This window comes from Aminobacter sp. DSM 101952 (assembly GCF_001424795.1).
GTDB classification, from domain to species: Bacteria; Pseudomonadota; Alphaproteobacteria; order Rhizobiales; family Rhizobiaceae; genus Aminobacter; species Aminobacter aganoensis.
In genome coordinates, this window is record NZ_LMCL01000001.1 from 518,392 (window position 1) to 542,164 (window position 23,773).

Annotated in this window: 28 protein-coding genes and 1 tRNA gene; 18 read left to right on the forward strand and 11 right to left on the reverse strand. The window is 62.7% G+C overall.

Going from position 1 to position 23,773, the window contains the following annotated elements; translation table 11 throughout:
• Positions 1-38 precede the first annotated feature (38 nt).
• Complete coding sequence (locus ASC75_RS02475; RefSeq protein ID WP_055970202.1) at positions 39-1,496, forward strand: hypothetical protein; 1,458 nt, start codon at positions 39-41, stop codon at positions 1,494-1,496.
• Positions 1,493-2,452, forward strand: a complete 960-nt coding sequence (locus ASC75_RS02480) for a DNA adenine methylase (protein WP_082496361.1) — start codon at positions 1,493-1,495, stop codon at positions 2,450-2,452. Before ASC75_RS02475 ends, ASC75_RS02480 begins: the two co-directional genes overlap by 4 nt.
• Here the strand turns inward: ASC75_RS02480 and ASC75_RS25805 are convergent.
• The 3 genes from ASC75_RS25805 to ASC75_RS02490 form a co-directional block, all read right to left on the reverse strand.
• Positions 2,449-2,886 carry a hypothetical protein gene (locus ASC75_RS25805; protein ID WP_156381073.1) on the reverse strand — a complete coding sequence of 146 codons (438 nt, stop codon included), beginning with the start codon at positions 2,884-2,886 and terminating at the stop codon, positions 2,449-2,451. The two genes, ASC75_RS02480 and ASC75_RS25805, sit on opposite strands and share 4 nt — an antisense overlap.
• A 49-nt stretch (positions 2,887-2,935) precedes the next feature.
• Positions 2,936-4,720 (reverse strand): site-specific integrase, encoded by a 1,785-nt coding sequence (locus tag ASC75_RS02485; RefSeq protein WP_156381074.1) that lies wholly within the window; start codon positions 4,718-4,720, stop codon positions 2,936-2,938.
• Between the two features lie 85 nt (positions 4,721-4,805).
• A tRNA-Ile gene (locus ASC75_RS02490) sits at positions 4,806-4,881 on the reverse strand.
• Between the two features lie 136 nt (positions 4,882-5,017).
• Here ASC75_RS02490 and ASC75_RS02495 point away from each other — a divergent pair.
• Positions 5,018-5,737, forward strand: a complete 720-nt coding sequence (locus ASC75_RS02495) for an SIMPL domain-containing protein (protein ID WP_055970215.1) — start codon at positions 5,018-5,020, stop codon at positions 5,735-5,737.
• A gap of 176 nt (positions 5,738-5,913) precedes the next feature.
• Here the strand turns inward: ASC75_RS02495 and ASC75_RS02500 are convergent, their stop codons facing one another.
• Both ASC75_RS02500 and ASC75_RS02505 read right to left on the reverse strand, forming a co-directional pair.
• Entirely contained in the window at positions 5,914-6,330 is a 417-nt protein-coding gene (locus ASC75_RS02500; protein WP_055970627.1) for a hypothetical protein, read from the reverse strand.
• A gap of 222 nt (positions 6,331-6,552) precedes the next feature.
• Positions 6,553-6,999, reverse strand: a complete 447-nt coding sequence (locus ASC75_RS02505) for a YcgN family cysteine cluster protein (RefSeq protein WP_055970628.1) — start codon at positions 6,997-6,999, stop codon at positions 6,553-6,555.
• A 226-nt stretch (positions 7,000-7,225) separates the two neighbouring features.
• On the opposite strand from ASC75_RS02505, the gene ASC75_RS02510 reads away from it, so the two are divergent.
• The 11 genes from ASC75_RS02510 to ASC75_RS02560 all read left to right on the forward strand — a co-directional run bounded on the left by ASC75_RS02510 (position 7,226) and on the right by ASC75_RS02560 (position 15,619).
• On the forward strand, positions 7,226-9,271 hold the full coding sequence (locus tag ASC75_RS02510; RefSeq protein ID WP_055970218.1) for an OmpA family protein: 2,046 nt from the start codon (positions 7,226-7,228) through the stop codon (positions 9,269-9,271).
• Between the two features lie 360 nt (positions 9,272-9,631).
• Positions 9,632-10,168: a TIGR00645 family protein gene (locus ASC75_RS02515; RefSeq protein WP_055970222.1), complete on the forward strand. Its 537-nt coding sequence runs from the start codon at positions 9,632-9,634 to the stop codon at positions 10,166-10,168.
• A 143-nt stretch (positions 10,169-10,311) separates the two neighbouring features.
• Positions 10,312-10,560, forward strand: coding sequence for a hypothetical protein (locus tag ASC75_RS02520; RefSeq protein WP_055970230.1), 249 nt, complete (start codon positions 10,312-10,314; stop codon positions 10,558-10,560).
• Between the two features lie 92 nt (positions 10,561-10,652).
• Positions 10,653-10,847, forward strand: a complete 195-nt coding sequence (locus tag ASC75_RS02525; protein WP_055970629.1) for a hypothetical protein — start codon at positions 10,653-10,655, stop codon at positions 10,845-10,847.
• Between the two features lie 113 nt (positions 10,848-10,960).
• Positions 10,961-11,227: a hypothetical protein gene (locus ASC75_RS02530; protein ID WP_055970233.1), complete on the forward strand. Its 267-nt coding sequence runs from the start codon at positions 10,961-10,963 to the stop codon at positions 11,225-11,227.
• An 85-nt stretch (positions 11,228-11,312) separates the two neighbouring features.
• Positions 11,313-11,618: a hypothetical protein gene (locus ASC75_RS02535; RefSeq protein WP_055970235.1), complete on the forward strand. Its 306-nt coding sequence runs from the start codon at positions 11,313-11,315 to the stop codon at positions 11,616-11,618.
• An 8-nt stretch (positions 11,619-11,626) separates the two neighbouring features.
• Positions 11,627-11,860, forward strand: coding sequence for a hypothetical protein (locus ASC75_RS02540; RefSeq protein WP_055970238.1), 234 nt, complete (start codon positions 11,627-11,629; stop codon positions 11,858-11,860).
• A gap of 95 nt (positions 11,861-11,955) precedes the next feature.
• A complete protein-coding gene (locus tag ASC75_RS02545) occupies positions 11,956-12,195 on the forward strand; it encodes a YdcH family protein (RefSeq protein WP_055970241.1) in 240 nt (79 codons plus the stop codon).
• 50 nt (positions 12,196-12,245) lie between these two features.
• The gene (locus ASC75_RS02550; RefSeq protein ID WP_348271276.1) at positions 12,246-12,701 is read left to right on the forward strand and encodes a universal stress protein; all 456 of its coding nucleotides are present in this window, start codon (positions 12,246-12,248) and stop codon (positions 12,699-12,701) included.
• A gap of 305 nt (positions 12,702-13,006) precedes the next feature.
• Complete coding sequence (locus ASC75_RS02555) at positions 13,007-14,902, forward strand: autotransporter outer membrane beta-barrel domain-containing protein (RefSeq protein WP_082496362.1); 1,896 nt, start codon at positions 13,007-13,009, stop codon at positions 14,900-14,902.
• A 210-nt stretch (positions 14,903-15,112) separates the two neighbouring features.
• On the forward strand, positions 15,113-15,619 hold the full coding sequence (locus ASC75_RS02560) for a hypothetical protein (RefSeq protein WP_055970630.1): 507 nt from the start codon (positions 15,113-15,115) through the stop codon (positions 15,617-15,619).
• Between the two features lie 74 nt (positions 15,620-15,693).
• Here the strand turns inward: ASC75_RS02560 and ASC75_RS02565 are convergent, their stop codons facing one another.
• Positions 15,694-16,119, reverse strand: a complete 426-nt coding sequence (locus tag ASC75_RS02565) for a VOC family protein (protein ID WP_055970251.1) — start codon at positions 16,117-16,119, stop codon at positions 15,694-15,696.
• Between the two features lie 69 nt (positions 16,120-16,188).
• Here ASC75_RS02565 and ASC75_RS02570 point away from each other — a divergent pair, with 69 nt between their 5' ends.
• Positions 16,189-16,791: a TetR/AcrR family transcriptional regulator gene (locus ASC75_RS02570; protein ID WP_055970253.1), complete on the forward strand. Its 603-nt coding sequence runs from the start codon at positions 16,189-16,191 to the stop codon at positions 16,789-16,791.
• A 57-nt stretch (positions 16,792-16,848) separates the two neighbouring features.
• On the opposite strand, the gene ASC75_RS02575 is transcribed toward ASC75_RS02570, so the two are convergent.
• From ASC75_RS02575 to ASC75_RS02590, 4 genes are all read right to left on the reverse strand, one after another.
• Positions 16,849-17,139 carry an HlyU family transcriptional regulator gene (locus ASC75_RS02575; RefSeq protein ID WP_055970255.1) on the reverse strand — a complete coding sequence of 97 codons (291 nt, stop codon included), beginning with the start codon at positions 17,137-17,139 and terminating at the stop codon, positions 16,849-16,851.
• Positions 17,140-17,261: 122 nt separating this feature from the next.
• On the reverse strand, positions 17,262-17,555 hold the full coding sequence (locus ASC75_RS02580; protein WP_055970258.1) for a GYD domain-containing protein: 294 nt from the start codon (positions 17,553-17,555) through the stop codon (positions 17,262-17,264).
• Positions 17,556-17,736: 181 nt separating this feature from the next.
• Positions 17,737-18,195, reverse strand: coding sequence for a GNAT family N-acetyltransferase (locus ASC75_RS02585; RefSeq protein ID WP_055970260.1), 459 nt, complete (start codon positions 18,193-18,195; stop codon positions 17,737-17,739).
• 11 nt (positions 18,196-18,206) lie between these two features.
• Entirely contained in the window at positions 18,207-18,818 is a 612-nt protein-coding gene (locus ASC75_RS02590; protein ID WP_055970261.1) for a LysE family translocator, read from the reverse strand.
• A gap of 228 nt (positions 18,819-19,046) precedes the next feature.
• Here ASC75_RS02590 and ASC75_RS02595 point away from each other — a divergent pair, with 228 nt between their 5' ends.
• The 3 genes from ASC75_RS02595 (at position 19,047) to ASC75_RS02605 (ending at position 22,347) form a co-directional block, all read left to right on the forward strand.
• Positions 19,047-19,310: a DUF2798 domain-containing protein gene (locus ASC75_RS02595; RefSeq protein ID WP_055970263.1), complete on the forward strand. Its 264-nt coding sequence runs from the start codon at positions 19,047-19,049 to the stop codon at positions 19,308-19,310.
• Positions 19,311-19,554: 244 nt separating this feature from the next.
• The gene (locus tag ASC75_RS02600) at positions 19,555-21,714 is read left to right on the forward strand and encodes an inverse autotransporter beta-barrel domain-containing protein (protein WP_055970265.1); all 2,160 of its coding nucleotides are present in this window, start codon (positions 19,555-19,557) and stop codon (positions 21,712-21,714) included.
• Positions 21,715-21,876: 162 nt separating this feature from the next.
• Positions 21,877-22,347, forward strand: coding sequence for a DUF305 domain-containing protein (locus tag ASC75_RS02605; protein WP_055970267.1), 471 nt, complete (start codon positions 21,877-21,879; stop codon positions 22,345-22,347).
• A 67-nt stretch (positions 22,348-22,414) separates the two neighbouring features.
• On the opposite strand, the gene ASC75_RS02610 is transcribed toward ASC75_RS02605, so the two are convergent.
• Entirely contained in the window at positions 22,415-23,704 is a 1,290-nt protein-coding gene (locus tag ASC75_RS02610) for a glycosyltransferase family 1 protein (RefSeq protein ID WP_162244883.1), read from the reverse strand.
• Positions 23,705-23,773 lie beyond the last annotated feature (69 nt).

Here is a 23,773-nt window from a genome sequence, read left to right on the forward strand (position 1 = left end):
TAGGGCCAGTCAGTAGGGTCCGCACTGGAGGGGCTTAGATGACAGCGAAATCACTTCAGGTTGAAGACCTACGGCTCGACTTAAAAAATCCGCGCATAGTTGAGGCGACGAGCCAACGCGAGGCTTTGCAAAAGATCATTACCGATCAGGACATCAAACTCGTTGCCCTAGCCGAGAGCATCGTGGAGGACGGCCTGAACCCTATGGATCGTTTTCTAGTCATTCCATCGGAAGACGATGCTGGGAAATTTGTAGTCCTCGAAGGCAATCGCCGATTGGCTGCCCTCAAAGTCTTGAGAAACCCCTCGGTTCTTACCGGCATGCAGGTTCGTGCCCCTGTACAGAAGAGATTTGAGGAACTTGCCCGACTTTTCGATAGCAGCAGCATGTCACAAGTCGATTGCTTTGAGGTTGAAGCCCGTGAAGACGGCGCGATGTGGATCAACCAACGGCACACCGGAGAGAACCAAGGGCGTGGGATAGTCGACTGGAGCGGCGTGGCGAGCGCTCGCTTCAGAGGCAACGATCCCGCGCTACAAGCTTTGGACTTCGTGGCAACGCGGGGCAGCTTAGATGCCGACGAAAAGGAAAAGATCGCGCAGCGCTTCCCGATAACGACGCTTGATCGCCTTCTGTCTACACCAGCAGTTCGTTCAGCAATCGGGGTAGAGATCACACGCGGAAAGCTGCTCACCGGGCTCCCATTCGAAGAAGTAATGAAACCGCTCCAGCGAATGGTTCGGGACCTCGTATCTGGCACCGTCACCGTCACTCATCTCAAACGACAGCCCCAGATGGTGAGCTACACAAGTGGTCTGGGCACCGACTTGCCGAACCTATCGACAGCCTCCTCTCCCCTTGTACCAGTTGAGGACCTTTTCCCCCCTGCCCCAGCTACAACCGGCAGCAGCACCGGCACGAGCGGCGCTACAAGTTCCGGTGGCGGCACCAGCAGCGCTAATGGGTCGGGCGGCGGCACAACCTCCGGAACGGGTGGAACTGGAACGGGTGGAACGCCAACAGGTGGAACGCCCAAAAGACGGACGCCAAGCCGGGGCAGTGCACTTATACCGAAATCTTGCGTGCTGCGCGTAACGAACACAAAAATCGCGGAGGTTGTGAAAGAGCTACGGTCTCTCTCTGTAAAGACCTATCCACACGCGATTTCGGTTCTTTTTCGGGTTTTCTTAGAGCTATCAGTCGACGAGTATCTAAAGCGACACAGCATTAACCTCACCTTTACCGCACCCAATGGAAAGGTCGGAGACAAGAAGCTGCGGACAAAGGTTGATGAGGCTGTGAAGCATATGATCGCGGCAGGTGCACCATCAAAAGAGCTAACCGGCATTACCAAGGCATTGTCGGACAAGCACAATCCTTTGCATCCAGATACCTTGCATGTGTACGTGCATAACGCGTTCTATTCACCAACCGAGCGGGAGTTGATGGTTGGCTGGGACAATGCCCAACCATTTTTCGAGAGGTTGTGGCCATGAGTTCGGACGACGTACCGCCACGTCCAAGCCGCCTCGGTCATTTTACGCCTCTGCGCTATCCCGGCGGGAAAGGTAGGCTGGCCCCCTATATCAAGGCGCTGTTAGTCGCCAATGATCTCGTCGATGGCGAGTACGTGGAGCCCTATGCAGGCGGTGCAGGCATAGCCATTGAGTTGCTCTTGCAAGAGTACGTTTCGCGCATCCATATCAATGATGTTAGCGAGTTGGTGCACAGTTTTTGGTGGAGCGTTCTCCACGCCACCGACGACCTATGTCGAATGATTACCGACCGGCCGCGCACTGTCGAAGAATGGGATCAGCAAAAACGCGTGCTGATGTCGCCGTCCGAACATTCAATCCTCGAAGTCGGCTTTGCTACTTTTTTCCTCAACCGAACCAACCGTTCGGGAATTTTGAATGGCGGCATCATCGGAGGCAGAGGGCAGACCGGACCATGGAAGATCGATGCTCGCTTTAATGCTCAAGATTTGGTTGCGAGGATAAAGGCAATTGCAAATCTCGGCTCGCGGATCGAGTTAACAAGGCTAGACGCACTCGAACTCCTTTCAATCGGAAAAGAGAAGTGGCCCAAAAAGACACTAATATATCTTGATCCACCATACTACAACAAAGGTAGAGAACTTTATTATAACTTTTACATTGATGGCGATCACTCAAATCTATCTAAGTATGTTCAAGATAACATAATAAGGCAAAAGTGGATTGTTTCGTACGACAACGTCCCCGCTATCCGTCATATGTATGGTGAACGTCGGCGCGCAATTTACAGCATCGGCTATAGCGCAAGAACTAGTCGGCAAGGCTCTGAAGCCATGTTCTTTTGCGATGCCCTCAACGTCCCAGAACTGATTGGCCCCGTAGTCGTTACAGAGAAAGCAGATTTCGCACCGCCGAGCGGGCTGCCGCAAATCCAAAAAAGAGAGCCAGCAAACTAGTCTGGCAACCCATAGTCACGATCTGGATCATTTCGTCGGTTCGGCCCTACCTCGTGGGTCGTAACTACGCGTCCGTCTTCACCATAGTAGGTGAGGCTGCGTAGCCGCCTGCCTTTGCCGGAGTTAGTGGTCTGATATCTTCGCTCACGCCGCCAGAAGGTACCATCAAAGTAAAAGCGTAGGTTTTCCCGGAACCATGTTTGGGCCGCCAGTGAGTAAGCCGGATGAGGACACGTATCAGCATGTCGCGCCCATGCTTCGTCCAGATTTGCCGGCGGCCTCGCCAGCCGCTCGGCCCTCTTGGCGGCGGACTTAGCCTTCATGGTCTCTGAGCGCTTACGATTGGCGGCATCTCGCCTTTCGACTTCGTCAAGCATGGACATCCATTGCTCTTTCGACAGCCCAAGTGGAATGTCCTCGTCGTGATCATCCATCAATATGTCGCCTTCAAATTGCTCTTATCGCCGCATTCAGAGGAAATTTTCAAAGAAGCTTGTCGAGATCGAGTTTTGGATACGCAACTTTGCCCATTTCAGAATATAGTGCCTTCAGCGAAAGGTTGGAGCCATAGCGCTCATCTACTTCCGTTCGCTTCCATCCTCCAAGAAGACGAACACGCTCCTGCGGGACTGCCGCTTCCCGCATGGCATCCCGCCAATTGTGCCGGAAGGAGTGAAACGAGGTCTTCGGTTCCCGTGCTCCTTGTTTATCCAGCAAATGGGCAAACCACTTTTGAAAGCTATCGGAATAGTAGCCGCGACTATCCCGCCGGAGGTCCGGAAAGGGGCGCGCGTCCCTGCCTTTAGAAGCCTTTTTATGAAAATCAACGAAGCCCAGCGCCTCAATCTGCGGGTGCAGCGGAACTTTCCGGCGACCGGCTTCGCTCTTCACACGACTACCATCCTCCGTCGTCCGCACGTCAAAAACCCAGACGCTGTCCACTTTGTAGAAGTCATCGGCGCGAAGCTGGCAGATTTCGTTCAACCGCATGCCGTGGTACAGTCCGATCAACGGTATCCAGAACTTGGTTCCCCTAGGCCGGGACGCACCAACTTTTGCCCAGCCTCGGCCATCGTTCTCGCAACCGGTGAAAATCGGGGCAGCAAAGATGCTCTTCAATTGAGCGTCCGAAAAGGGCTTTCGATCCTCTTCGGTATGATCGTGCCCGGACAAAGCCAGCGATTTGGCCGGATTTCGCTCCATGCGCTCCTCGGCCACAGCGAAGTTGAACAGCGTGCTCATCTTATGGAGATAGCTGTTCACAGTCGTGCCACTAAGCACGGGACGCTCGTCCGCTGCACCTTTCTCAACGGCCTCGGCAAAAGTATACCCGCCGTAAATTTTGGTGGAGTTAGGCGGCAACTTAACGAGGATGTCTCGAACTGCTTTGCAGTCATCCCGGTTTATGTTGCGCAGCCGCTGATCAAAGCCAATAACTTCATCCATAACACGGAATAAAAGGCTGTAGTCCAGTTCGACCTTCTTGCGCATAGGTCCGCGACGCGCATCAGTCTTAAACTCCTCGATCAACTCGCCGAGCGTCACCGTGCGTTTGCCACGCCTGCGCGGCGTTTCGACTACCTCCTGAAATTCAGGATCGGTGATAGTTGCCGGGATTGCTGCGATCTGAGCGACCTCCTGTTCCAACAGAGATTTGACACCACGGCGAATAAGATCGGTGAAGACACGATACTTCCAGCCACTACGATTGGCGACGAGTTCGAGATGGGATGCAATCGCGATGCCGCCGACGACCTTCTGGCGGTATGCTAGACCGTTTGCCCGGATCAAATGATTGACGGTGGATCGCAGCAACTCGCTATGTGAGGGGTGATCCGGAATGGTCAGAAAGCTGATCTTCCGGACGAGGCGCTCCCGATATTCCTGTAGCTCCGCCCGCGTAGCAAACTCATCCTCCGGCCGCTGATAGGCGTCCTCGCCAGCGAATGCGCTAACGGCCGCCATGTATCCGGAGCGGAACCATTCCATGACGATCTTTTCGATCTCATGAGTTGGCAGGTCGTCTAGCTTGCGACTGTTATCCTCGACCACCAATCGCCCGGCCGCATCGTCCAAACGCTGTTGATGCTTCTGGACTACGTAGGAAGCCAGTCTAGAAGCCTCCTTTAGGTCGGTCGTCTTGAGGCTTTCCGTCAAAAACTCTGCGCCGATGGTGCTGCGTAACTGCTTCGGCACCCTGCGACGAACATAATAAGTGTCATTACGTCGATAGAGATAGCGGTCTTTCGAGACGACTTTCCAAGCCACGTGTGTGACACCATTGTGTGACAGATCGGAACTGAAAGCACAATAAACGCAGAAACTTAGGGAATTCAACGCCTAAAAGACGTGATGGTGGGCCCGGAGGGACTCGAACCCCCAACCAAGCGGTTATGAGCCGCCGGCTCTAACCATTGAGCTACAGGCCCCACACGCGGGCTGGATAGTCAGTTTTGCGCGCTGGCACAAGCCATCTTCGCGCATCTCGTGTGCCCTGCCGCAATCCACCCATAATCCGCCCCTATTCGACACGGTTGAAGGGCTCAGGACAACGGAGATTATATTATGAATCGCAAATACATGGCGCTCGCTCTTGCAGCGGCACTCGCAGTTCCCGCCGCTGCCGCCCGCGCCGACAACCAGCCGCCGCCGCGCATCATCGTGACGGGCGAAGGCGAAGCCTCGGTCGCGCCCGACCTTGCCCTGCTGTCGCTGTCGGTGATGCGCGAGGCCAAGACCGCGCGCGAGGCACTCGACGCCAACAACGACGCCATGGCCGCCGTCATCGCCGCGATGAAGGCCTCCGGCATCGCCGACCGCGACCTGCAAACCGCCGGCATCCAGATCCAGCCGCGCTACAACTACACCAACAAGCCCGACGGCTCGCAGGAAGCCGAACTCGTCGCCTACCAGGTCACCAACACGCTGTCGGTGCGCATCCGCGACATCGCCAAGACCGGCGAGGTCCTCGACAAGGCGGTATCGCTCGGCGTCAACCAGGGCGGCGGCATCAACTTCACCAACGAAAAGCCCGACACCGTCATCACCGAGGCGCGCAAGCTTGCGGTTGCCGACGCCATCGCCAAGGCCAAGGTGCTGGCCGAGGCCGCCGGCGTCAGCCTCGGCAAGGTGATCGAGATCGCCGACCAGTCCTTCGCGCCGCCGCCGATGCCGCTGCAGCAGGCCAAGTCGTTCGACCGCGCCGCCGCCGGTGCCGTCCCCGTCGAGGCCGGTGAAAACGCCTACCGCGTCCAGGTCAACGTCACCTTCGAACTGAAGAACTGACGCCTAGGATCCAGGGCTGCCGTCGCGGGGCGGCAGCCTTCGGACAAGCCGGACGCCCCGATCGGGCAATGAAAAACCCCGGAGGCCAGGCCTCCGGGGTTTTGTTTGGAGCCACGCCCTCTCTTGGCGAAAAGGGGCTCCCGCTACTCTGGACCGGGCGGCGCCCGGCCCGGCTGTTACCAGCGAACCACCGGGCAGTTCGGGGCACGGGCGAAGCTGATCGCGACGCGCTCGCCATACTTGCGGCCGCTGACGGTGATGGTGCGGCGGTTGACGTCGACGACGCGGGCGCGGCGCAGGCCCATGCGGTCGGCCTTGTCGAGCGCCCGGTCGGGGGTGCAGCGGCGATCCCAGCGGCCATGGTCGGGGCGATTGCCCCAGCGGCCGTCATTACGGTTGTCCCAGCGGCCGTCGTTGCGGTTGTCCCAGCGGTTGCCGTCACGATAGCCGTCCTGGACATAGATGCCGACGCGCGGCTCGCCCTGGCCGAGGTTCAGGTAGAGGCCATCTGCCTGCGCCGAAGCGGGAATCGCCGCCAGCGTGCTGAAGCCGATGAGCGCCGAAAGGGCGGCAGTCTTGATCTTGTCGAACATGGTCTTCTCCTTGAACTCCGTGGCGTCAAGCCGTCTGTGCCTGAGCGATGGCTGCAGATTGCCCCACCCAAGCTGAACCGATTTCGAACCGTGCATTCATTTTCGGTTCATCTGGCAAGACACTGATTCCATTGGACAATATGATGCGATCACGCATTCGTGAGTCGCCGCGCGAGCGCGAAATAGCCTGCCGAAATGGTCGGGAATATGGCGAGCCGGCGCTTACGGTTCCTCGTCGAGCACATGCTCGAAATAGTCTTCCGGTTCGGCCAGGTCGTCCTCGGAAGCCGTCAGCCTGCCGCGCACCGAAATGCCGGCCTCGTGCACGGTCTCGGCGCTGCCCGAAACCAGATGGTGCCACCAGTAGAGGTCGTGGCCCTCGGCGACGAGGCGATAGGCGCAGGTACTGGGCAGCCAGGTGATGGTGCGCACGTTGTCGGGCGTCAGCCCGACGCAATCCGGCACGCGCGCGAGGCGGTTGGCATAGTCGGAGCAGCGGCAGGTCGCGCCGTCGAACAGCCGGCAGCCGACGCTGGTCCAGTAGATGTCGCCGGTGTCCTCGTCCTCGAGCTTGGACAGGCAGCATTTGCCGCAGCCGTCGCACAGCCGCTCCCACTGGGCAGGGCTCATCGCCTCCAGCGGCGTCGTTTTCCAGTAGGGCTCGTCCATGCCCGGCATTTGGCGCGCATCTCCGGCGTCGTCAAGCACGCTCGCATTGTATCGTCGCCTGCGCGTTGCATTCATCGCCAGTTCAGCGAAGCCACGATATTGCCTTGTTGCCGTCGGGCAAATGCCCCGAAACGATGCGACTGCCGGGTGGAGCGGAACCATTTCAGGGTTCCATCTGTTTGGGCCGGGACGGGACCAAGAGTTCACTTCGAGGAGATTTCCAACGATGAAACGCCAACCACGGATTCTCGCAGGCACGGCGATCGGCCTGTTCATGGCATCCGCGCCGTTGGGCGCACTGCCGCTGCCGAATGGCGCGCTGCCGGATTCCGGCGCGGCGCTGCCGCTCATTCGCGTGCAGTCGGACTGCCAGGAAGGCGAATCGGCCGAGGCCTGCGCCGCACGCCAGGGCGGCCAGCAGGCACCGGCGGAAGAGCCGGCCCCTGCCCCCGAACCAGAACCGCAGCCGGCGCCGGAACCCGCGCCGGAACCCGAGGCCGCGCCTCAGCCCGAGCCGGCACCGGAACCGGAGCCCGCTCCGGCGCCCGAGCCCCAGGCCGAGCAGCCAGCCCCCGAACCGGAGCCCGAGCAGCCCGCACCGCAACAGCAGGAGCAGGCGCCTGCCGCCGAACAGCCGGCCCCCGAAGCCGAGCCCGCGCCGGAACCTCAGGCCGAGCAGCCGGCGGAAAAGCCCGCCGAACAGCCCGCCGAGCAGCCAGCGCCGGAACAGCAGGAACAGGCGCCAGCCGCCGAGCAGCCGGCTCCGGAAGCCGAGCCCGCCCCCGAACCTCAGGCCGAGCAGCCGGCGGAAAAGCCGGCTGAGAAGCCTGCCGAGAAGCCCGCTGAACAACCCGCCGAGGCAACGCCTGAGCAAGCGCCGGCTCCTGCGCCTGCCCCGGAAACGACGGCACCCGCCGGAGAGGCCCCAGCCCAGGGCGAGACGCCTGCCGCCGAACAGCCCAAGGCCGAGCAGCCGGCAACCGGCGAACAGCCCGCGACCGGCGAGCAACCCGCTGCCGGCGAGCAGCCGGCAACCGGCGAGCAGCCGCAGCAGCCCGCGACCGGCGAACAGCCGGCCCAGCAGGGCGAGGCGCCCGTCAACCCGAACGCGGCCCCGATCCTCGACAGCCAGAAGGAAACGGCGCCTGCACCTGCCGGTGGCCAGCAGCCGGCTGCCGAGGGCCAGCCCGCGCAACCTGCGCCGGAAGGCCAGCCTGTGCCCGAAGGCCAGGCCGGCGGACAGACGGCCCAGCCGCAGCCGGTGCCGGTCGATCCGGGCCCGCCGCCGGCCGACGACAAGGCTGCCGCCGAACAGGCCCAGCCGGTCGAGATCCAGGCGATCACCGCCGAGCAGGGCACCCGCCTCGAGCGCGCACCCGAAATCGACCTGCGCCGCAGGCCGCGCCCCGAGGGCACCGAGGTCCTGCGCGAGATCGGCGACCGGGTGATCATCCAGATCAACAACCAGGTCATCGTCGAGAGCAACGAGCGCCCGCGCATGACGCGCAACGCCCAGGAGGTCTACTACGAGGAACTGCCGCGCGGCCGCACCCGCGAGGTCATCGTCCGCGAGAACGGCAACCAGATCATCACCATCCGCAACCGCTACGGCGACATCGTGCAGCGCTCGCGCATCACGCCCGACGGCCAGGAATATGTGCTGAGCTATGTCGACGACCAGTATTACGGCGAGATGGACGAGTGGCGCGATCCGGGCCTCGACCTGCCCCCGCTCCAGCTTCACATCCCGCGCAACGAATACATCCTCGATGCCCAGTATGTCGAAGATGAAGATGCCTACTACGAGTTCCTCGAGCAGCCGCCGGTCGAGCGCGTCAAGCGCCTCTACTCGGTCGACGAGGTCAAGCGTTCGGCCCGCGTGCGCGACATCGCCCGCCGCGTCGACCTCGACACGCTGAACTTCGAGTTCGGCTCGGCTTCCATCAACGAAGCCGAAGTCGCCAAGCTCGAGGGCGTCGCCAACGCGATGGACAAGCTGCTCAAGAAGAACCCGGCCGAAACCTTCCTCATCGAAGGCCACACCGATGCCGTCGGCTCCGACGTCGCCAACCTGGCGCTGTCGGACCGCCGCGCCGAGGCGGTGGCGGACGCGCTCTCCAACGTCTTCGGCATCCCGCCGGAAAACCTGTCGACGCAAGGTTACGGCGAGCGCTACCTGAAGGTGAAGACCGACGCGCGCGAGCGTGAGAACCGCCGCGTCGCCATCCGCCGCATCACGCCGCTGGTGGCCCCCATCGCCAGCGCCAAATAGGCACTGACAGCATCCAAAAAGGCCCGGCCCGCACCTCGTGGGCCGGGCCTTCTTGCTGCGTTCCAGCAGCCGGACTGCCGCCGGCGCGGCCTGTCCCGGCCCGCATCCGGCCATCCTGTCGCCCGGTCACAATCACGCGATGACCCGGCTTTCGCCATTGATTCGCTGGATTTTGATGCCACTTTGAGGGCGACGTGGTTCCCTGCCCCGTCCCATCTCCGGCATTCCAGGAGATCAAGGCCCGGCCGAAATTCCCCCTCCAGCGGCCGGGCCTTGTTTTATCCCAAAACCTGTTGCATTCGTCGGCACCTTCGCAATCTGCAATCGCAAATTCCCCAAACGCAAAATTTCGGACGTCTCATGAAACGCCTCGAACACGCCGTCGAATCCATCATTCTCGCCTCGCGCTGGCTGCTCGTGGTGTTCTACCTCGGCCTCGCCGTCGCACTCGGCGTCTACGCCCTGTCCTTCACGCGGAAGCTCTACGAGTTCGTCATGAAGGTGATGGTGCTGGATGACACCGACACCATCCTGAAGGTGCTCGGCCTGATCGACGCCGCGCTCGTCGCCTCGCTGGTGGTGATGGTCATCATTTCCGGCTACGAGAATTTCGTCAGCCGCTTCGACAACCACGATGGCGAGGTCCACTGGCTCGGCACCATCGACATCAGCTCGCTCAAGATCAAGGTCGCCTCGACCATCGTCGCGATCTCGTCGATCCACCTGCTGCAGGTCTTCCTCAACAACCAGCAATACACTTCCGACCAGTTGATGTGGCTGACGATCATCCACCTCACCTTCGTGCTGTCGGCGCTGCTGCTGGCCTATATCGACCGCCTCACCGGCCTGTCCAAGGGCTCCAAGAAGTCGGCCGAGGCGGACGGCCCCAGCCTCTGAGCCGACGCCGGGCATCGCACCGGCGCGGATTCATCTTGTCAGTCGCGCCGGCCAACCCGCTGGATTGATTCAGTCTTCGGCCACCCGGCCGAAGCGCTGCCCACCCTCCATTGTCGAGCTCGAACCATCGCCGGGAGGCCACTATGCGCATTCTGGGATATGTCCTGGCCGGCGCGGGCGTGCTCGTCTGCGCGGTCACCTTCGGCTTGTGGGTCTGGCTCAACAGCTTCGCCTGCGGCATGATTCCGACCGGCTGCAAAGGCTTCCGGCTGCGCTGGGAGGACAGCGAGGCGCTGGCCTATTTCATTCCGCCGTTCATCCTCGGCTGCGTCATCGCGGTGGCGGGTGCGGCGACGATCGCCGTGAACCGGAAACGCGCCCGGAAAACCTAGGGCGGACAGCCGTCTCTCCCGCCAGCCGTCGCTTGTCGGCCGGCCCCATTTCTGGTCTTGTGGGACGGTTCGCCTCCCGGGATAGCCTCAGCGTGCTCGCAGCCTATATCGACGAGATCATCATGGCCTGCGCCGCTGTCTGGATGACGGCCGTCGGCTTCGGCTACATCGCCTTTCCCGTCCCGCCCCAGCAAGCGTGGCTGGACAATCTCGTGAAGCACTTCAAGTGGATGGGTCCGCTGTTGATGCTCATCGCAATCGTGCTCGGCGCCCTATCTCCCCAATGATCGCGCATGTCGCAGCGGAGACCGCGCCTGATCGATGAGTCGACCGCCTCGAGGCACCAAAGGAACCTTCCGCCGCCCTCCATGTTGTCCCTGCAGCAGACAGGAGACAATCGATGCCGAACAACTATGAAACCGGCGCACGAAAGCCCGTCGAACGAAAGGGCCCGGACCCCGGCGATGCCTTCTCGCAGCAGGCTGCCGAGAACAGGCACCCGGCCGATCGCTACGGCAACACCGAGCCCGTCGACGAAACCAACGAAAAGGCGCGTCACTCGGACGGCCAGAACGCACCGGGCCGCCGCGCGCGCGTTCCTGAAAAACCAGGCGGCAGCGAACAGCCGGGCTACAGGATGAAGCGGGCACGCTTCTGGCAGTCCTGACGCCGCCAGATCCAACCGCCATCCCCGTCGACCGGATCGCTTTCCGCGTTCAGGCGTTGTTGCTTCGTTGAAAGGAGCAATCGCCATGAACGTCGCCAACCTGCAACTCGAGGGCCTGATCATGGCCATCGCAGCGATCAACCACGTCCTTGTCCGCAAGGGCGTTCTGACGGTTGAGGAAATCGACATCGCCTTGCGCAAGGCCGAAGCCAGCGAGACAGCCGAAGATCGATCCGAGGGCATGTCGTCGTCCAACCGCGACGCCATCAACTTCCCGATCAGGGTGCTGGAGCTTGCCAACCAATGCCAGCCGGAAGCGGACATTCCGTCATTCTCCAGGCTGGCCCGGATGATCGGGCAGATGAAGGAACCGTACAACGATCAGCGGTGAGGCGCGCGATGAAGGACGTCAAGTCGATCGACTGGATCGAAGCAGCCACGTTCTACGAGAGCCGGCTGGGTCCGGGGATGCTGTTCGATCACCTGTCGCAGGCCGTGCGGCACGCGGTCAACGTCCCGCTGCGCCGCCAGCACGACACCGCAAGGATCGTCACGCAGTCGGGGTCGCAGTACGGCTGGCAAGAGATCAACGTTCTTCACCATCGTCTGCGGGCCAGCAACGGCAGCGAATGAGTTGTCGTCGTCTTGCCGTTTTGAAGTTGACCCAGATCAAGTTCGCCCCCTCCACCCGGCACTATAGTTGGCTCGACAATTCGCAAGGAGATGAAATGTCGAACACACCGCACACTCTGGGTGAAGAATTCCCCGGCAAGTTGGATGCCATCCACGCCCTGAAAGCTCGGGACACGGGTTTCGCCCGCATCCTCGAAGAATATGACGATGTGAACGAGCAGATCCACAAGGCCGAAACCCACATCGAGCCCGTGAGCCAGGAACACGAGGCGACGCTGCGAAAGCGCCGGCTGATGCTCAAGGACGCGATCGCGGGCGCGGTCACGGCAGGCTGATCGACCGAACACCCGCAGCAGCCGGCGGTGAAACCGGCGCTGCGGGACCGATGAAAACGACGATGATCCAAGCAGTGGAGGTAGATTTGTACACGCATATCCTCATAACCACCGACGGTTCCGAACTCGCGCAGAAGGGTGTCGACCACGGGCTGACACTGGCCAGGAACCTTGGCAGCAAGGTCACGGTCATCACGGTGACCGAGCCCTATCCATTGAACAGCCCGGCCACGATGGCATCATGGAGCGATGCCCAGCAAAAGCATGCCGACGCGGCCCTGAACCTCGCTCAGGCGGCAGCGTCAAAGGCCGGCGTCACCGTCGATCCCGTCCAGGCATTCGGCGAGTCACCCGCCGAAGCGATCGTCGAGACTGCCGCGGAACGTGGCTGCAACCTCATCGTCATGGCCTCCCACGGACGCCGCGGCGTCAGCCGGCTGCTGCTCGGCAGCCAGACCGCCGAGGTCGTCCATTATTCCAAGGTGCCGGTGCTCGTCGTGAGATAGGCAGCCTGCCGAACTGCTCTGCTCCGGAGGCGCCGAAAGGCGCCTCTTTGCGTTTGGGCCCGTCCTGCGCCCAAACGCCTCCGGCGAGGATTGCCGATCACAATGATCGCCCATAGGTGCATGCAAGAAATTTTCATCAATCCAAGATTGTATAGAATATGGATTGATTTTTCAAAAATTCTGTAGAATTTAATTAGAAAATGACAAGATTCGAAGAAATTTAACACCTGAGATAACAGTAGATCGAAGGCAATTGTGCTTCTGCAATCTCAAGAAATTTGAATGACGACTTTTCGAGGCAATTCATGAAACTATCGGGATCTGCGTTCAGCGCCTCAGTATCGATTGCGGCACTTGTGCTGGGCATCGATGCGGCACAGGCCGGCCAAAGCACGATCGAGTTTGAAATTTGCACCGTGCGCGAATGTGAATCATGGTCGGATGCCTACGTCGATGAGGGTTTCGACGACGCATATTGGGGGACCGGCGCGGCTGGCGCAGTCAGTCAATCCCGTTCGGACGACAGCGACAACGCTTACGACAAATGGGGCGTGATTTACGGCGCATCGACGATCGACTACCACATCAACAGCGTCGTCGCTTATGATTCTGAATTCAACGGGCTGAAGGCCTGGCGGCAAACCCAGTCTTACATCGGGGTGCCGGGACTTCCCACCAACTCGGTTCGCTGGTTCGACAGCTTCACCAACGACACCGGCGCCACGATTACCGCCAACATCGTCTTCGGCGGCACTCTCGTTGCCGGCGACGACATGTACGTTCACGCCGCGGAATCGGGTTACGTGGTGACCGGCCAGTTTCAGCCTGGCAACGAGTCCCTGACTGCGGTCATCGCCCATCTCTACGGCAACAACGACTACGCCCTCAGCCAGGTCATAACCAATTTCGAGAACCACGACGACAACCCCTACATCGTCTTCCCGGTGACGGTCGCTGACGGCCAGACCGTGTCGTTCATGAACGTCAACCTGCTCTTCGGCGAAATAGGGCGCAATATCGACCCCGACGGCGCGCTCTATGCCGCCGACGTGGCACGTGCCATCCAGCAGTCGGAACTGTTCATCAACAGCCCGATATTTTCCGGCCTGACCGCCGCCCAGGTCCAGAGCCTGCTCAACTGGACCGTCAAGGACACCGGCCTCGTCGCCGCTGGCGGCCCCGTCGCGCTGTCCCAGCGCCTGCACGAGGCCTACGACCTCATGCTTGCCCGCAGCACCGGTGCGACCGGCGGCCAGGCCACGGCCCAGCTCGCCACCGGCGCCCTGCAATATGCCGAGGAAAGCACGGCCGGCTCGGACGGAGCCGCGGCCCTTGCCCGCTCGATCGGCGATGCCGGCGGCAATGTTGCGCTCGCCGGCTTCGACGGCAGCCGCAGCTTCCTCTTCGGCGGCTACACCACCGGCTCGCAGGACTTCACTGCCGGACAGCTCGACTTCTCCGGCTATGTCACCGGCCTCGGCGTCGAGCACGCCATCTCGCCCGAAGTGCTCGTCGGCCTCGCCGGCGGCTATGCCAGCGGCAACGGCGACATCGACGGCGTCTATGCCAATATCGAAAACCGCCAGTTCACCGCCTCGCCCTACATCCGCTGGCAGGCGCCGACCGGCACCGTCTTCGACGCCCGGCTTGCCGCCTCGACCGAGCGCTGGGAATATGCCCGCACCGCAGGTGCAGCCACGGCTTCTGCCGAGATCGACGGCTACAGCCTGGGAGCGCATCTGCGCGCCTCGCATGACATCGAGCTAGACGTGGCCAGGGTCACGCCCTTCGCCAGCCTGGCCTACCTGCGCACCCACGTCGATTCCTACACCGAGACCGGTGCCGGCGCGGGCAACCTCATCGTCCAGGCCTATGATGTCGATCGCCTCGAAGCTCTCGCCGGCATCGGCGCATCCCGCAGCTGGCAACTCGAATCCGACACATCCCTGCGCGGTTTCGGCAGCGTCGGCATCGGCGGCGCCTTCTTCGGCAACGACGAGACGGTGCCGACCCGCTACACCACCGCGGCGACCGCCTTCCTCAGTCAGGCAGAGACCGGCGAAGGCACCTTCGGCCGCGTCGAGGCCGGCCTCGCAGCCGATTTCACCAACCGGCTCAGCCTGACCTCGAGCTACGCCGGTTCGTTCGGTGCCGAACGCGACCAGCACACCTTCAACCTCGGCCTCTCCGGCAAGCTCTGACCTGAGCTGCCCCTGAAAACGCCAGAGGCGCCGAAAGGCGCCTCTTTGCATTTGGCCAGGACGCCTGCACCCCAAGCCGATGACGGGCACCCGAACGGACGGGAGCATGGCAAAACACTGAGCTGTTCGTTCGTCAAAAAGGCCCATTCATCGTGCATTCAAGATGTCGTGGCCAAAGTCGCGGTCTTCCAACGATTCGAGGACATCCCAGTGTCAACCGCCCACACATTTTCAATGCGGACAGCCCTTGCCTCCCTTTGCGTCGCCGGCCTGGCTGCAACCCTGTCCATGCTGGCCCCTGCCCCGGCCGCGGCCCAGCGCATGGTTCGCTGCGCCACCGAGGGCGGCACCTGTCGGCTGCCATTTCCCGCCGAAGTCGTCTACGGCGCGCAAGGCAGGATGACCTCGCGCTTCATCGACAGGCCGTCGGTACGCTGCTCGAACCGCGTTTTCGGCGACCCGGCTCCCGGCCTGCGCAAGGAGTGCTACATCGTGCAGCGCGGCCGGGGCGGCGGCTATGACGAGCCACGCCGCCAGAGATGGACAGTCTGCGCCAACGAGAACGGCTTCTGCGACTTCTATGGCCGCAAGCGGGTGCGATACGGCACGATGGGCAGCTACGAGGAAGGCGTCTTCCGCGACGGCGTCGAATGCGACAACGACACCTTCGGCGATCCGGCACCGGGCGTCCGCAAGCGCTGCTACATCCAGGACTGAGCCTGCCGGCCAGGTCGAAGCCGGTTGGGATAAAGTAACGGAGGCGCCTCGCGGCGCCCCCGTTTTCGTTTGCGTCAGGCGTCAACCCTGTCCGGTACATACATCGCCAGGTACTCGGGGCTCGGCGGGATCTGTGTGATGACGTCGATCAGCACGCCATTGGGATCCCTGGTGATGAAATGGCGCTGCCCGAAGTCTTCGTCGCGCAGCGAGCGCAAGATCGGCAGCCCCTCCGCGACGAGCCGTTCATGCACGGCATCGACATCCTTGACCTCGAAATTGATCAGCACGCCGGCCACCCGTCCGCGCCCCTCCTCGGGGATCGTCTCGTGGTCGCCCTGGACGATGGCGAGATCGACTTTTCTGTCCTCCGTCGACCGCAGATGGACATACCAGCCGGCGTCAAACTCATACGCGAAGCGGAAGTGCTTGACATAGAAGGCGGCGGTGCCGGCGACATCGCCGGTCATCAGAACGGGATAGTAGCTGGTCGTCTTCATGGCTTTCCTTCTCCTCTCAAAAGACATACAGTCTGCATGCAAATGCGAAGTAACATACAGGCTGAATGTATGCAAGAGAAAACCGAGCGCCGCTCCAACCGTGACCGCACCGAGGCGACACGCGCCCTCCTGATCGAGGCCGCGCGCACGCTGTTTGCCGAAAAATCCTACGCCGAGACCAGCACGCCGGAGATTGTCGCCGCCGCCGGCGTCACGCGCGGCGCGCTCTACCACCACTTCGCCGACAAGCAGGAGCTGTTCCGGGCCGTGGCCGAGCAGGAGGCGGCATCCGTCGCCGCCGAGATCGAGGCGGCAGCGCCGCCGGCCATTGGCGCCCGCGAAGCCTTGCTTGCCGGCAGCAAGACCTATCTCCAGGCCATGCGCGCGCCCGGCAGGACGCGGCTGCTGTTGCTCGACGGTCCCGCCGTGCTCGGCCGCACCGGCATGGACGATATCGACAACCGCCACGGCAACCGTACCTTGCGCGAGGGCCTCGCCGCCTCGATGCGGACCGGCGCCATGCGCCGCCTGCCGCTGGCCGCGCTGACCGGCCTGCTTGCCGCCGCCTTCGACCGCGCGGCCCTGGCGATCAATGCCGGCGCCTCGCCCGAAGACGAGATAACGGTCATCTCGGCTGTCATCGACGGGCTGATGCTGCCCGAGCGGTCCTGAAACGCAAAGGCCCGGCACAAGGCCGGGCCATAAGCTGCCAGGCGATAGCCGCCGGCTTCAGGCGAACATGCGCTCGCCCTGCTCGTCGACCAGTTGCCGGCCCTTGGTCAGCGACACCTCGACAGCATCGTCGAGCGCGGCGAAGCGGTCGGCGCGAATGAACTTGTGCTCCTTGACCTCGCCGCCGACGTCCTTGGAAACCACGCCGCAGGTCTGGAACTGGCCACCTTCCTTGTAGGGCATCGCCTTGATCGAGAAGCCCTTGTATTCGATCTCCTTGGCAACGGCCGCAGCGGCAGGCTCGGCCGCACCGCCACCACCGCCGAAAAGCCTCTTCAGAAACGACATGCTGTTCTTCCCGTTGTTTTTCCGAAGCTTAGACGCTTGTCTTGAATCAGTCGAGGCGTTTCGAACCGGCCGCAGCCAGGGCGCACGCGCGGCCCGTGCGCCCGGCCTCCATGTTGCCGGCCCTACCCGAGCGAGGCGATGATCTCGCGATAGGCAAGCTCGGGAAATGCCTTGAGCGTGCGTGTCCTGATGTTGCCGCCCTGGCCCAGCATCATGGCGAAGCGCGCCACCACCGCGTCGTCCGGCGCCTCGGCAATCGCCACCATGTCGCACTCGCCCATGGTCAGGTAGAACTGCTTGAACGAGCCCCCCATGTCGCCGAGGAGTTTCTTGGCGGCGTCGAGCCGCTTGGGCGAGGACCTGACATCGCGAATGCCCTGGTCCGTCCAGTTGATCAGCATGATGTAAGTCGTCACGGCAACCTCCCTCCGGTGCCACGGCGCACGGCGGAAAGCCGGGGCAGGCATCCGGGTCATTGCCCTGAAATGCGTCCGACGCGCCGGAGTATCCTCCCGTGCCGGGTCAGGTGCAAGTTTGTGATGGCCTTGCCCGCCGACAGGCTGCACGTCTCCAGTGCTCAGCCGGCGTTGCCTCGGCTCAGTCGAGCCGCTTTTCCATGAACACGCTGAACGGATCTTCGCGGTAGTCGCCGAACGGCCCGCGCCGGACAAAGCCGGTGCGTTCGTAGAGCGCCAGTGCCTCGTAATTTTCGATCCCTGTCTCGAGCCGCATCAGGCTGTGGCCGGCGTCGCGCGCGCGGCTTTCAAGGTCGCCGAGGATCGCCTTCGACAGCCCCTTGCCGCGTGCGGCCGGCACCACCCACATGCGCTTGAGCTCGGCCCAGCCATTGGCCAGCGCAATCGCGCCGGTGCCGACGGCCGTCCCTTGCCCGTCGCGCGCGACGACGAAATGCACAGTGTCGGCCCGCAGCGCGTCGAGCGGCAGGAAGTGGTTGCTTTCGGCCGGATAGAGCGACGCGCCATAGGCGTCGCCGTCCTCCAGCAGCGCAATCACCTCCGGCGTCGCCGGATCCTCGCGGCCGATGCTGAACTGCATGACGTCGCCTTTCAGCGTTCGGTCAGCGCCAGCTTGGCGCCGAGCATGACGAAGGCCGCGGCAAAGGTCCGCCGCATCCAAGTCATGACCCTCGGGCTGCCCGTCACCTTGTCGCGCACGGCGGCGGCGCACAGGCCGTAGATGGCGAAGATGACGAAGGTCGCCAGCATGAACACGCTGGACAGTTCGAGCATCCGCGCCAGCGCGTTCGGATCGTTGGGCGCGATGAACTGCGGCAGGAAGGCGACGAAGAAGATCGACAGCTTCGGGTTCAGCACGTTGACCAGAACGCCGTCGATCAGCACCTGGCGGGCACTGCGCGGGTCGGCATTGGCCTCGACCTTGAGCGCGCCATGTTCGCGCAGGCTCTGCCAGGCCATGTAGAGCAGGTAGGCGACGCCGGCATATTTGACGATCTCGAACAGCAATGCGCTGGTATGCAGCAAGGCGGCAATGCCGGTCAGCGCCGCAATCAGATGCGGCACGATGCCGAGCGTGCAGGCGAAAGCCGCGAGCACGCTTGCCTTGCCGCCGCGCGAAAGCCCCGCGGCCAGCGTGTAGACGACACCCGAGCCGGGCGATGCGACGATGATCAGCGTGGTCAGCAGGAATTCGATCGACACGGCAATCTCCCTTGTTTGACCGGACCTTAGTTGAACGCTGGACGCTGCGGAAGCCACCTGATTTCGCAGCTGTTGCCTTTTGCACCAAGGCCCACTAGGAACGGGCCGCTGCGCCAAGCGCACGCCGTAAGCGTCTCACGTCAAGCAACGCATTCAACCGGCCCGTCCGGGAGGAATGCCATGTCTTGCACTCTCGTGACCGATGCCGACTTCAGGAAATACTCTTCAATGACCTTACGTTCGAAGTCGCCCGGCAAGCTGCCGGCGCGTTATGCCGCCCTTGTCATGCCGCTGGTCCTGTCTGTGGTGATGACCTTCATTGTCTCCGCCATCTCGACGCTGAAGAGCCTCGGCCCGACGCCCGCCTTCCTCGCCACCTGGCCTTCGGCCTGGGCGCTGTCCTGGCTGGTGGCGTTTCCCACCTTGCTGCTCGTCCTGCCGCTCGTCCGCCGTATCGTCGCACTGGTCGTCGAGTCTCCCAGGGCGCCGTGATCTCGAGGGGTGGCGCCAGGCGCCACCCGCTCCTGCCCGCGCCGGCTTCCGGACTATCCACAGCCACGCTCCGCCCCACCTGCCGCAGCGTCTGCAACGGCGCCTGCGGCAAAAACCCACTCAAGCGCCAACCCATTGAATTGGCACAACAAGCTTCATCCAAAGATGGTCCAGCTACAAACTAGACTCTCATACTCAAGTATTATATCCCGGCGCCGTTCAATCGGAAGCCCACGTAAAGATCATGAAATTCCCAAGTCTGTTTGCAGCGGCGCTGGTCTCCGGCACCGCCCTCTCCAGCCATGCCCTGGCGCAAGTCCAGCAGCCCATAGTCGAGCTTGACGGCAACCTCGCCTATGGCCACGGCACCGGCAGCGTCGGCATCTTCCTGCCCTTCCTGCTTGACGGCGGCGACGGCCTGTTCTTCGATGCCGGCGGCAGCTTCGTCGAGGGTTCTGCCCGCCAGGCCTCGTTCGGCATCGGCTACCGCCATCGCATCGACAATGGCTGGCTGCTCGGCGCCTATGGCTACTACGACGTCTTCAACAGCGACCATGGCAACAGCTTCAACCAGCTGTCCTTCGGCGCCGAGGCGCTGGGGCCGATCTACGAAGCCCGCACCAATATCTACCTGCCGCTGACCGACGACAAATATGCCGCAAGCCTGAGCCGCGCCTTCGTCTCCGGCAGCGACCTCAGGATCCAGGCCGGCCGCGAACTCGCCCGCACCGGCGCAGATGCCGAAGCCGGCATGCGCCTGCCCGTGTTCCCCGATGGCATGGCGGCCGAGATGAAGATCTTCGGCGGTGCCTACTGGTATGACGGCGACACCGGCCTCGACGACACGCTGGGCGTCAAGGCGCGCACGGAGGTAAGCTTCGCCGGCCTGCCCGGCGTCTCCGGCTCGACCTTCACGCTCGGCGCGTCCGTTTCCCACGACAACGAGAACGACACCGAATTCGGCCTGACGGCCCGCCTGCGCGTGCCGCTCGGCGGCTCCAGCCGCAGCGGCAATGCCGCGTTCGACCCGATGTTCCAGCGCGTCGAGCGTTCGGACTTCGTCCGCACCCACGCCGACGGCAATGGCCTGATCGAGGCCGCCGAATTTGTCCATGGCGGACGGGCGGTCGGCAAGGTGGTCAATGTCGACGACGCGTCAGGCGACGCTGCCGCGATCAACGCAGCCCTCGCCGCCGCCGGCCAGAATGCGCTGGTGCTCGCCAACGGCACGATCGCGCTGGACCAGGCGATGCAACTGGGCACCGGCCAGCACATGCTCGGCGGCGGCGGGGTCATCGCCGTGCGCGGCACCAACAGCCGCATCGAGACCGCCTTCCGCAACGACGGCCAGGCAACGGCGCTGCACGGCACGGATCCGCTCGCCAATGTCGTCGCCATGGCCTCGGGCAGCGAGATCGCAGGCGTGACGATCACCGGCGGCCTGGCCGGCATCGCCTCGAATGGCGCGTCCAGCATCTCGATCCGCAACGTCGACATCTCGCAAACCGACGGCGACGGCATCCGCCTCGACAACGTCACGGGTGCCGCGATCGACAACGCCTACATCCACGACCTCTTCGTCTGCGACAACAACACCGCCTGCGAGTTCGCCGTCGGGCGGCCGAACCTCGCTCCCCATGCCGCGATCAGCGCGCTTGGCACCAGCGGGCTGAGCGTCCGCAACACCGTCATCGACAGCGTCACCTACGGCATCTTCGCCGGCAGCCGCATCGACCAGAGCGACTGGCCCGAAGTGATCACCCATGCCGCCACCGACATCGTCATCGACAACGTCACCATCAGCAAGTCGCGCCGCGAAGGCATCCTGCTGGTCGCCGCCAACGACGTCGAGATGAACAAGGTCACCATCGACAACTCCGAACAGGGGCTCGACATGGATCTGGTGGTGCTCCAGGGCACCTCCGATGTGACCATCACCGACATGACGCTGAAGGGCGGCGTCAACGGGCTGATGCTCGTCTCGGCGATGTCGCTGCCGGAAGAAGCAGCAACCACCAACGTCAAGGTCAAGGGGCTCGACATCGACGGCACCCGCAATGCCGGGATCTTCTTCAATCCGGTTTCCGACATGCACTTCGAGGATGTCGCCATCACCAACGCCGGATCTTATGGCGCATTCATCTATGGCAGTAATTTCCAGGGGCCGGTGAGCGACATCACCTTCGAAAACATGCGCGTCGAAAACGCATCCACAGCGGGCCTCTATTTCTCCGGCCCGGCGGAGAACATCCGCGGCGACATCACCGTCGTCGGCACGCCGCTGAACTGCCTCGCAGACCAGGGCACCTGGTCGGCCACGTCGCTGACCCAGACCGACGGCTCGGTGCTCACCCTCAACGGCGGCGCCCTCGACGCCAGCCGGATGACGGCCACCTGCCGCTGACGATGAGCGCGCCCACGCGGCCTCCGTTGCGTGGGCCTCTCCACGGCCAGGCGATGTCGGGAAGCCGGCATCCAGGCCCCAGCAAGCAGGAAATCGGAACCTTTGCTCAATCGAGCGGTTTGGCTGGCACGACCCATGTCAGATCAAACCAAGGTAAATGCCATGAACAGCCAACATCATTCCATGCACAACTACCTTCGTCTTCTGGCGATGGCAGTTCTGTCCTTCATCGCCATGTTTGCCCTCATGTACGCCATGGTGAACACCTTCGCCGATGTCTTTGCAAACCTGAACCAGTTCTACATGGCGGCGCTGATGGTGTTCCCGATGATCCTGATCGAGCTCCTGCTCATGCGCGCCATGTACCCCAACCGCGCCATCAACGTCGCGATCGTCGCCTTCAGCCTCGTGGCATTCACCGCCTCGTGGTTCATGATCCGGGAACAGACGGCAATCGCCGACGTGCAGTTCCTGAAATCGATGATCCCGCACCACTCCGGCGCGGTGCTGATGTGCGAGAACGCGACCGTCAGCGATCCGGAGATTGCCGCCCTGTGCAGCGACATCGTGCCCGGCCAGCAGGCCGAGATCGACAAGATGAGGGAAATCCTGCAGCGCCTCGAAGGCGCATAGTCCTGCTCGGCAAAGGGGCTGCAACCGAACCTTCGGCCTGCCGGTCACATCGAGAGGCCTGCCTCGATCAGCCGGCCGCGTCGATCGCCTGGCCGCCGGGGATCTGCAACGCCGCCAGCATGTCCTCGGCCACGTCTTTCCAGCTTCGCAAGCTGGACCGCGCCGCGACGATCCGCCGTTGCAGGCCCAGGCGGTAGTCCTTGTCGGTAGCCAGCCGCTCCAGCAAGCCGGCCAGCTCCGCCGGCGAATCCGGGTCGAAATAGACGGCGAGGTCGCCGCCGACCTCGGGCAGGCTCGACGACGGTGCGGCCAGCGCCGGCGTGCCCAGCCACAGCGATTCCCCCAGCGGCAAGCCCCAGCCCTCGAGCTTGCTCGGCATCAGCGTCGCCAGTGCGTTCTGGTACAGCCTGATGAGATCGGCCTGCGAGGGGTTGTCGATCATCAGCACATGCTGGGCCACCGTTGCATTGCGGCCGCTGTTGAGGCCCGCGATCGTCCTCCACCGGTTGGCGCCGGCGATCACCATCAGCGGCGGCGTCTTGCCTTGTTCCAGCAGCAGCTTCTGCGCGGCGAGAACGACGTCGAGGTTCTTGCGCCCGAGCGTGATGCCGACGCCCAGAACGTAGGGCCGTACCGGCAGCTCGAGCTTTGCCGTCTCGCCATCCGCGCGGCACTCATGCGCCAGCGGAACCACGGACATCCCGGGCAACGGCGGCAGCAACCCCTCCTCCACCTTGGCCTGCAGGTCCTTCGCGGTGAACTGCGAGTTGGCGATGATATGGCTGGCGTGCCGGATCACCTTGTTGTTGTCGGCATGGAAGTTGCGCTGGAACGCATCCGGTTTGTCGCCGAAATCATGCAGCGGGATGCAGTCGTGCAGCAGCGGGTAGAACCGCGTCCTGGAACCAGTCCGGGCGAGGCAATCGATCATGTCGACCAGAAGCTTCGGCCGCCCGGCCGACACCAGATAACCATCCTGGAGCGCAATCGGCTTCAGATGCGATCGCAGCGCTCGCAGCTTCGAGCGATTGACCGCCCTCAGGAAGGTGCTGAACGTGGTCGCAAACACGCGGTTCGGCAGGCTGCGGCCCGGCTTTGGCCCCCGCAGCCGGTAGGGAACGGCACCTTCGGGAAAACCGAGATCGACCACGCCATTGTAGGACGCTTTGCCGAAATGCGGGGTGACCTCGAAGAAGGCGCGCGCCGTCTCGTCGTAGACGACGAAGATCACGCCCTTGTCGAGAAGATGCAGCTCGTAGCCGATCTCCGCCACCACCCTGGCGATGCCATAGAACTTCAGCCTGCCACGACTTAGCAGGTAAAGCTCGCTCAGATCGTAGTAGACAGGTGAACTCAAACAGGCCTGATCCATTTTCGACCGATACAAAGCAAAATGGCCGTCCCGGGGGACGGCCATTTGTTGGTT